Below are 9,519 nucleotides of genomic sequence, written 5' to 3'. Positions count from 1 at the left end.
AAAAGAAAGTTATCAGCTATTTTTTAGCAGTTTATTGATAATAACAACAATTAATAATATTTAATTTAATAGCACACAAAAATATTTTATTATACTTGATATTATATTTTTTTATAGTAAAATAAGTTAAGTTTTTTAACAGATGTCGATATTTTAAAGAATAGTTAAAAAATATTCGGAGATAACAATGAAAAAAGTTATTGCATTTATATTGCTACTATATTTCCCTTTATTTTCTCAAAATAGCATAACATTTCCAGATTATATAGAAGATTTACAAAACAAATCTCCTAAAAAATCTATAGATTGGTTTAAGAAAAATTCATATTCTGATGAATATGGTGTAAATGAATATGTATTTGATTTTTACAGAGGAGTAAGCAGATATTTATCATTTGTTAAATTTGGAAGTGCTAGAACAGAAGTTAATAGGGCAGCAAGTGATTTTAGAAAAGCTTTAGAACTTCCTAATGACCCTGTATATTCTTACAATGATAGAGCTTTCCTATATTTGGGCGGAATACTTACAATATTACCAGGAGATAAGGAACTTCCAGCAAGAATATTTAAATATTATGCTGATAATTGTAAAACTTCAAACCCTAATTATCCTACAGCAATATATTGGAGTATGTATTTAAGTTATATTACTCCTATGGTTTATGAAAGTTACTATGAAACTTTGAATATTTTATCAAAGAATCCTAATAATAAAATATATGATTATTTTACAGGTGAAAATAAAACTATAAATGAAATGATGAAAAAATTGAAATCTCCTGAAAATATGACTCAGAAAGTTTATGAATGGACTACTTCCAATATGGACGTTTATACATTAATAACAAATTCTATTCCTATACTTCCAGAAGAAGACGGACTTTCTGTGTTTACAGCACAAAAATTTGATACTTTTGAAAGATATTCTCCTACTAAAAAAATAGATGAAATAGAAGAAGAAATAGAAAAAGATGAAGATTTAGTAAATACAGAAATAGCACCTGAAGAAAAAGAAGAATTAGATGAGCTTCAGAATATAGCTAAAAGAGAAAAAACTCCTGAAAATGTTTCAAATAGAAGAATACCTTCTATAGAAAAAGAAATAGTTGATGAAATAGTTATAGATGACCCTAAAACTATTGAATATAAAACAAATATATTAAGAGGTACAAAGGAACAGAAAGATATACCTCAGCCTACAAATATAGAGACAGAAATAGAAGATAAACCTTTATATCCATTAACAATATTAATAGATAAAAATCCTAATAACGGACCTATAGGAGTAGATATAGAGGATTATTCATTTAATACAGAAGTTTCTACCAATTTTGTTATAGAAGTTTCTGAAGGAATGTATGAAGCTTATATATCTTTCGGAGACAAACTGTATACTAATGCTGTAAAGGTTGAAAAAGACAAATATAATCTATTTTCTATAATAATACAGGATCAAACTGCTCCTACAAATGAAACAGTAGAAAATATAGAACCTATAGAAGAAGATTTATTGGATAATGAAGAAAAAAAAGAAGATGTTTCATTAACAGTAGGAAAAGAAAATGTTCCTGCTAATAAATATGATGGAAATGCAGAAAATACTAGAAATATAATAAGAGATGTATTATCAAGACCTTCAAAAGTGGCAACAGAATGGTTTAATACAAATCCTTATAATGAATATATGGGAATATCCGTAGAAGAATATACATATTACAGAGGAGTTTCATATTATTCAAGATTTTTAAATGAGGGAAGAAAGTCATCAGAATTCGCAGCTCAGGCTAAATCAGATTTAACATTTGCTTATAATAAGAAAGATAATTCTAACCTTTTGATGAGAACAAGACTTTATTTAGGTGCTGTCAACCTATTTGCTTATAATGATTTATATGAGGCAGATAAGATGTTCGCTGAGGTTGGAGCATCTTTAGCTGAAGATCATAGATATTATCCTACTGTTCTTTATTGGAGAAGCAGAATAGGAGTAGCAGATACTGCTAAATTAGATGAATTCTCAAAAACACTTTCATCAAAGGCAGGAAATACTCAAATATTAGATTATTCTTCTACGATGTTTAAAGATTTATCAGCTATGCCTTCTTATGAAGAAAAAATAACAGGTATTAGAGCTGTAAAAAACTCAAAACCTATATATGATCCTCCAAAGAGTACATCTAAGGCAGGAAGCAGCAAAACTCAAGAAGTTTTAAATTAAAAAATTAAATAATTAGGACTAGTAAATATGTTGGATATCAAAAAACCTAGAGGTACAAATGATTTTTTCTATGATTCTTCAAAAAGACTCGAATATATAGAAAATAAAATAAAAAATATAGTAAAACTTTATGGATATGGCAGAATAAGAACGCCTTTATTTGAGTATACAGACCTTTTTACTAGAGGAATAGGAGAGGGTACTGATATAGTAGGAAAAGAGATGTTCACTTTTGAGGATAGAGGCGGAAGATCTCTTACTTTAAGACCTGAAGGTACTGCTTCTGTGGCTCGTGCTTATGTTGAAAACTCTATGCAAAATGAGTTTGCTATAAATAAGTTATTTTATTTGGGTACTATGTATAGGGCAGAACGTCCTCAAAAGGGAAGATATAGAGAATTTAATCAGTTTGGGGTTGAATGTATAGGAAATTCATCTCCTTTGATAGATGCTGAAATCATACTTCTAAATATAAATGTATTAAAGGAATTTGGTATTGACAATGTTAATCTGCTAATAAATACTGTAGGATGCTCTAAATGTAAGCCTTCTTATAATAATGCTTTAAAAGAGGCTATTGGAAGCAGAAAAGAAGAACTTTGCGAAACATGTCAGAAAAGATATGAGGGTAATATACTTAGAATATTAGACTGTAAAAATGAAAAATGTAAAGAAACTATAAAAGACATACCAAAATTCTATGATTATGTATGCGATGAATGTAAAGAGCATTTTGATAGATTATGTGAAGAGCTTACAAGAATAGGACAGAATTTCACTGTTGATCCTATGCTTGTTAGGGGATTAGATTATTATACAAAAACTGCTTTTGAAGTTCAGACAAATGCTTTAGGAGCTCAAAGTGCCATACTTGGAGGCGGAAGATATGATAATTTGATCGGAATCTTCAATAATGGAAAAGATGTACCTGCTGTTGGAAGTGCTATGGGTATTGAAAGACTGCTTCTTGTACTAGAAAATCAGAACAATATAATAAATGATAGACTTGATGCCTTTATTGTAGCATTTAAAGAAACTGAAAATGAAGTGTTAAAAATAATGCAGACTTTAAGAGCTAATAATATAAGCTGTGATTATGATTTTGCTGTAAAATCAATTAAGAGTCAATTTAAATCTGCTAATAAGAGAAATGCTAAATATGCCGTTGTACTTGGAGAAGATGAATTCAAAAGAGGTATGTGCAAATTAAAAAACATGGACAGCGGAGAAGAAAAAGAAATATCTATAAATGATATACATAAAAATATAGAAAAATAATTATGTCAAAAATTATTACATATTGTATTATCATTTGTTTTATCTAAAAACAATTACATAATAGAAAATGAGAAAATTATGAAAAAACTATTTATTATATTAATTATCCTTGCTGCTATAGTGTCTGCTTCATCTGTGGCATTCATTCAGTATATGATTAGCCCTGTTGGGGGAGATAATGAAAAAGTATACTTTGAAATAAAACAAGGCGAAGGTGCTTCCAGTATAGCAAAAAAATTAGAACTTCAAGGATTAATAAGAAATTCTAAAATCTTTCTTGTTTTTGCTAAATATTTAAAATATGATAGAAAACTTTTAAGCGGATATTATGAAGTCAGCAGAAACATGAATATGATAGATATCATGAAGCATCTTAATAGCGGAAAACAGGCTATGGTAAGACTTACTATTGCTGAAGGAAAAAATATTTATGAGATAGGTACTTATTTAGAATCTCAAGGCTTTACTACTAAAAAAGAGTTCTTAGAAGTTTGTCATGATAAAGAGATATTAAAAAAATATAATATTCCTTCTGATAGTATAGAAGGTTATATATTCCCTTCCACTTATTATATAGTTAAAGGCAATCCAACTAAAGTATTAGTTATGCATATGATAGACTCACTTTTTAAGCAATTTCCTGATTTAGAGGAAAGAGCTAAAAAAATGGGAAGAAATGTACATGAAATACTTACTATGGCTTCAATAGTAGAAAAAGAGATGGGACCTCTTGATGATCCTAGATTAATATCATCTGCTTATTATAATCGTTTGAAAATAGATAAAAGATTGGAGGCTGATCCTACAACAATATATGCCATGACTTTGGTAAAAGGTGATTATATAGAAAAACCAAATCTAAAATATGCTGATTTAAGAATGGAACACCCTTATAATACATATAAAAACACAGGACTTCCTCCAGGACCTATATGTTCATCTGGTGCTAAGGCTATAGAAGCAGCGTTGAACCCTGCAGATACTGATTATATTTTCTTTGTGGCAGACGGAACAGGAAAACATGCATTTTCTGTTACTTACGAAGAACATGTGGAAAATATTAATAGATATATTTTCAAAAAATAATTGATAGTAATTAGATAATACAAAATTAATAATTAAGTTTATAAAAAGGGGCTTTATATAACCCCCTACATTTTTATTTATTTTCTTTTATAATCAACTAAACCCATTAAATTTCTTACTTCATATAATGTTTTTTCAGCTACTTCAGAAGCTTTTTTTGCACCTTCTTTAAGTACATCATAAACATAATCTTTATCATTAGAGTATTTATTGATATTTTCTCTTATAGGTGCCAATTCATTATTGATATTTTTTGCAAGCATTCTCTTACATTGTACGCATCCTATAGAAGCATTTTTACAGCCCTCGCAAACTTCTTTCTGCTCATCTTCACTTGAAAATATTTTATGATAGCTATAAACATTACATATATCAGGATTACCAGGATCTGTTTTAAGTTTTCTATTCGTATCTGTCATAGCCTTTTGCATTATTAATTTTTCTGTTTCTTCAGCAGTTAAAGATAATGCTATATGGTTATTCAAAGACTTACTCATTTTATTTTGTCCGTCCAAACCTAATATTCTCAAAACTTTTCCATGATAAGTATCTGGTTCTTTGAAATATTCTCCATATCTATTATTAAACTTTCTTACTATCATTCTTGTAAGCTCTACATGCTGCTCCTGATCTTCTCCTACAGGCACTATATCAGGATGATAAAGTAAAATATCAGCAGCCATTAAAGAAGGGTAGGTTAGAAGTGCTGCATTAATATTTTCAACATTCTTTCTTGATTTGTCTTTGTACTGAGTCATTCTTTCAAGTTCAGCTACAGGTATAATAGAATTAAATATCCAAGCTAATTCTGTATGTGCTCTAACATCTGACTGAACAAATATAGAACATTTATTAGGATCTAAACCGCATGCTAAATATTCAACTGCTGCATCCATTATTCTTTTTTGCATTTGAGTAACATCATATTCAACAGTTATAGCATGATAATCAACAATACAAAAAAATCCATAATAATCATTAAGTATATCAGCCCAATTCTTCAAAGCTCCAAGATAATTCCCAATATGAAGAGAACCAGTTGGCTGTATTCCGCTTAACATAACTTTTTTTGACATATTTTAGCTCCATTTAATTTTTTTCATTATTGCTATATTCAGGCTTGAATTAATAAATTAAAATCAATGCCTATATATAATCAAAATTCTAAATACTCTAATATTTATTCTGCTTTTATATTAGCTATTAAAAAACCTTCCTCATTTGTTTTTAAATCGCTTACACTAATATATATAAGCCTTTTATCCTCTGTTTCTATTAACAGCTTTTTATTTAAAGGATTCAATTCTTTTATTACAGCTGGTACATTGTTAAATACTAATTTTGTACCAACTTTAGGCAAATCTTTTTTAAGAGCACAATAAGCTTTATATTCATGAGCAAGACAGCACATAAGTCTTCCGCATTGTCCAGATATTTTCATTGTGTTTAAAAGCATACCTTGTTCTTTTGCCATTTTTATTGTTATAGTCTCAAATTTACCCTTTATTACTTTACAGCATAATTCTCTTCCGCATATTCCGCATCCGCCTATAGATCTTGCTTCATCTCTTACACCTATCTGTCTTAATTCTATTCTAGTTTTGAAATGTGCTGCTAAATCTTTAACTAATTCCCTAAAATCTATTCTTTCCTCAGCTATAAATTCAAATAAAAGTTTGGCTCTGTCCAAAAAATAATAAGAACTTATTAATTTTAAATCCAAATTATGATTATTTACTTTTTCCTTACATATCTTAAAAGCTTCAGCAGCATCTTCCATATTAGTTTTGTACTGCTCTAAATCTTTATCATCTGCTATTCTTAGGATATTAAATATTTTATTTTTATTATTCTTAGTTTTTATATTGTTATTTTCTTCTTCTGCAGCAATGTCTTTTAATTCTTCAGATATTTCCTCTTCATTAATAGCTTCATTATCTTCTTGTATATCATCATTATTTTCTGCAGTACTTTCAGAATTTGAATTATTATTATCTTCTTCCAATAAATCTACATCTATATCTTCAAAATTAAGTACATGTCCTATTTCTATACCTTCATCTGTTTCTATAACGCAAGCATCCTTTATTTTAATATTTTCTATATGTAAATGTTCAAATTTTCCAATATTAGATCCCCTGAACTTTATATGAGCTATATTTTTTATCATTATATACTCTCCGCTTCATTACTGATAAATTATTATAATAATTAAAGTTACTATATTTTATTTTTAAGTTGATATTATTGCAAGTATTATTTTTAATAAAATGACATAAAAAAAATATGTATTATTAAATTATAAAATTAGTTGATAAATATTTCATATAGTATATCATATAATATCTTAATAATGTAATATTTGCAGTTGATTATGAAATTATTTTTATTGTCTCCATTATTTTTTTTTATGTTATCATGTTTAACTGTACCAGAAATTTATTTAAATAATAATGTAATATATTGGAGAGAGTATGTAGCCAATAAATCAGCATCTGATATTTATCAAAACATTTATAGATTTGATAAAAATGCAGATATGGATTATATTGTTTATGGTTATAAATCTAAAATAAAATATAAATTATTCTTAATGAAAGAATCTAATGAAGCATTTTATTACAAAAATGTTACATTGAAAACTTATATTATAGAAAGCTTACCTTCATTTAATTTATACGAAGATGCTTTAAACAAAAAAGATTATTCTACATTATATATGAATAATTATTTTAATAGAACTACTTTCTCTGATACAAGTATTTATCTTCCTATAGGTTTGGCATTTAAAGACGGTAATTTATATATAGCAAAAACCTATGGAGAAGATTATAAAGATAGATTATCGCATTGGCTTAGAAAAAATGGCTATGGCACAGGCAAAGAATGGATACCAGCCATAAATGTAGATTGGAATTCTTACCCTGTACCTACAGAACATGAAATCGATTGGAATGAGTTAGAAATTATAGGAAAATTATTCTAAGACATGTAATAAATGTATTATTAATTTTATTATATAGTTATAATATGCTATTAATAATATAATAATATAGTTATTTTTTTCCATTCATATTTTTTATTTATTGATTAATATTATAAGTATAGGAGAATATAAATGGAGAAAAGTGCTTTTTATATAGATATACAAAACAAATCTAATAAATCAAAAAAGATAGGGGAGCTATACTCAGCAATATCCCATGGCATAGGAGCTTTACTTGGTATTGCAGGACTTGTTCTTATGCTTGTAAAGACAAAAGTTAATTCTATACCTATAATTATTTATGGTCTTGGTATAATATTTTTATATACATTTAGCTCTTTATATCATTTCTTTCCTGATGGTAAAGTCAAACAGATATTTAGAAAATTTGATCATATAGGAATATACATATTCATAGCCGCAACATATACTCCTGTTTGTATATTTTCACTTCCTAGAAATGTAGGAATATTAATACTATCAGTTATATGGTCATGTGCTTTAATAGGAATATTATCTAATACAGTAATGAAATATAAAAATATAGTTTTAAGACTGGTTTTATATATATTAATGGGCTGGATAATCATATTTGCCTTCGAACCATTAATGAATAGATTCGATATTTTGCATTTAAATTGGCTTATATGGGGAGGAATATTTTATACTATAGGTGCTTTCTTATATGCTTTAGGTAAAAAATGCAATGATAAAACTAAGCAATTCACTCATGATATTTTCCATATATTTGTATTGATGGGATCTTTTTGCCATTATTGGTTTTTATATAGCTATGTTATAAATTAATGTCTTTACTTTTTTAAGTTTTTCTATATTATATTTATCATAATTATATAAGAGGTTATTATGGTTAAAGTTATTGATATAGAAGAATTTTTGAAATTTGCAAATTATGATGAATTACCAATAATAGATGTACGCTCTCCAATAGAATATAATCATGCCCATATTCCAAATGCTCATAATGTATATTTATTCAATGATGAAGAAAGAAAAGATGTAGGCACCATATACAAACAAATAGGAAGGAAAGAAGCGATATTAAAAGGATTAGAATATGTATCTGTTAGAATGACTAGTATATTAAAAACTATTGATGAAATAGCTAAGAAATATAATTCTACTAATAAAATACTCATGCATTGTTTTAGAGGCGGAATGCGCAGCGAATCAACAGCTTGGCTTTGTTCAAGTTATGGATATGAAGTTTATGTATTAAAAGGCGGGTATAAAAGATATAGGAATTATGTATTAGATTCATTTGAAAGAGATTATAAAATATATTTACTTACAGGCAGAACAGGAAGCGGAAAAACATTAATATTAAATAAATTAAAATCTATAGGATATAATGTAATAGATTTAGAACAAATAGCTAAACATAAAGGCTCTGCTTTTGGCTGGATAAATGAAGGAGAACAGCCTTCTCAAGAGCAATTCGAAAATAATCTATCTTATGAACTATTAAAATATGATATTGATTCTACTCTTTGGTTTGAAGATGAAAGCTTGCTTATAGGAAGAAGGGCAATACCTAAATCTTTATTTAATAAAATGAGGGAAGCAGAAAAAATTATATATTTAGACATTCCTAAAGAATGCAGAGCAGAATATATTGTTAATACATATGGAAAATATAGTATTGATGATTTGAAAGAATCTATTCTAAAAATAAAAAAACGTTTAGGCGGAGAAAGATTAAAAGAATCTTTAGAATTACTTGATAATGGAAATATATATGAATGTGTGCTTAATATGCTTTACTATTATGATAAGGCATATAAACTCAGTATCAATGAAAATAAATTAGTATCAATTAAATGTACAGATAATAATTTTGATAACATAGTTCAATCTATTATAAGAGAAATATAAAAATGATATAGTGCAAATAAAAAAAGCGATAGAGAATAAACTCTATCGCTTTTTT

8 protein-coding genes are annotated in these 9,519 nt (G+C 27.2%); 6 read left to right on the top strand and 2 right to left on the bottom strand.

The window, feature by feature from the left end:
* Window positions 1–187: 187 nt before the first annotated feature.
* The 3 genes from BHYOB78_RS06270 (at window position 188) to mltG (ending at window position 4,582) form a co-directional block, all read left to right on the top strand.
* A complete protein-coding gene (locus BHYOB78_RS06270; protein ID WP_020063542.1) occupies window positions 188–2,218 on the top strand; it encodes a PDDEXK family nuclease in 2,031 nt (676 codons plus the stop codon).
* Window positions 2,219–2,245: 27 nt separating this feature from the next.
* Window positions 2,246–3,496 carry a histidine--tRNA ligase gene (gene hisS, locus BHYOB78_RS06265; protein WP_020063541.1) on the top strand — a complete coding sequence of 417 codons (1,251 nt, stop codon included), beginning with the start codon at window positions 2,246–2,248 and terminating at the stop codon, window positions 3,494–3,496.
* 78 nt (window positions 3,497–3,574) lie between these two features.
* Window positions 3,575–4,582 carry an endolytic transglycosylase MltG gene (gene mltG, locus BHYOB78_RS06260; RefSeq protein ID WP_020063540.1) on the top strand — a complete coding sequence of 336 codons (1,008 nt, stop codon included), beginning with the start codon at window positions 3,575–3,577 and terminating at the stop codon, window positions 4,580–4,582.
* Window positions 4,583–4,659: 77 nt separating this feature from the next.
* Here mltG and trpS read toward each other — a convergent pair whose 3' ends face one another.
* A complete protein-coding gene (gene trpS, locus BHYOB78_RS06255; protein ID WP_020063539.1) occupies window positions 4,660–5,658 on the bottom strand; it encodes a tryptophan--tRNA ligase in 999 nt (332 codons plus the stop codon).
* A gap of 104 nt (window positions 5,659–5,762) precedes the next feature.
* Window positions 5,763–6,752 carry a PSP1 domain-containing protein gene (locus BHYOB78_RS06250; RefSeq protein WP_012669996.1) on the bottom strand — a complete coding sequence of 330 codons (990 nt, stop codon included), beginning with the start codon at window positions 6,750–6,752 and terminating at the stop codon, window positions 5,763–5,765.
* A 204-nt stretch (window positions 6,753–6,956) separates the two neighbouring features.
* Between BHYOB78_RS06250 and BHYOB78_RS06245 the strand changes: the two genes are divergently transcribed.
* The 3 genes from BHYOB78_RS06245 to mnmH all read left to right on the top strand — a co-directional run bounded on the left by BHYOB78_RS06245 (window position 6,957) and on the right by mnmH (window position 9,464).
* A complete protein-coding gene (locus tag BHYOB78_RS06245; protein ID WP_020063538.1) occupies window positions 6,957–7,568 on the top strand; it encodes a hypothetical protein in 612 nt (203 codons plus the stop codon).
* A 132-nt stretch (window positions 7,569–7,700) separates the two neighbouring features.
* Window positions 7,701–8,375, top strand: a complete 675-nt coding sequence (gene trhA, locus BHYOB78_RS06240; RefSeq protein ID WP_020063537.1) for a PAQR family membrane homeostasis protein TrhA — start codon at window positions 7,701–7,703, stop codon at window positions 8,373–8,375.
* A gap of 60 nt (window positions 8,376–8,435) precedes the next feature.
* A complete protein-coding gene (mnmH, locus tag BHYOB78_RS06235; protein WP_020063536.1) occupies window positions 8,436–9,464 on the top strand; it encodes a tRNA 2-selenouridine(34) synthase MnmH in 1,029 nt (342 codons plus the stop codon).
* Window positions 9,465–9,519: the final 55 nt, after the last annotated feature.

The sequence above is a fragment of the Brachyspira hyodysenteriae ATCC 27164 genome (assembly GCF_001676785.2).
In the GTDB taxonomy this organism is placed as follows: domain Bacteria; phylum Spirochaetota; class Brachyspiria; order Brachyspirales; family Brachyspiraceae; genus Brachyspira; species Brachyspira hyodysenteriae.
Note: the sequence above shows the minus strand (reverse complement) of the source record. Positions and strands in the feature narration are given on the sequence as shown.

Coding starts and splice junctions, on each gene's coding strand:
- BHYOB78_RS06270 (WP_020063542.1), top strand. CDS start 188: ATGAAAAAAGTTATTGCATTTATATTGCTACTATATTTCCCTTTATTT.
- hisS (WP_020063541.1), top strand. CDS start 2,246: ATGTTGGATATCAAAAAACCTAGAGGTACAAATGATTTTTTCTATGAT.
- mltG (WP_020063540.1), top strand. CDS start 3,575: ATGAAAAAACTATTTATTATATTAATTATCCTTGCTGCTATAGTGTCT.
- trpS (WP_020063539.1), bottom strand. CDS start 5,658: ATGTCAAAAAAAGTTATGTTAAGCGGAATACAGCCAACTGGTTCTCTT.
- BHYOB78_RS06250 (WP_012669996.1), bottom strand. CDS start 6,752: ATGATAAAAAATATAGCTCATATAAAGTTCAGGGGATCTAATATTGGA.
- BHYOB78_RS06245 (WP_020063538.1), top strand. CDS start 6,957: ATGAAATTATTTTTATTGTCTCCATTATTTTTTTTTATGTTATCATGT.
- trhA (WP_020063537.1), top strand. CDS start 7,701: ATGGAGAAAAGTGCTTTTTATATAGATATACAAAACAAATCTAATAAA.
- mnmH (WP_020063536.1), top strand. CDS start 8,436: ATGGTTAAAGTTATTGATATAGAAGAATTTTTGAAATTTGCAAATTAT.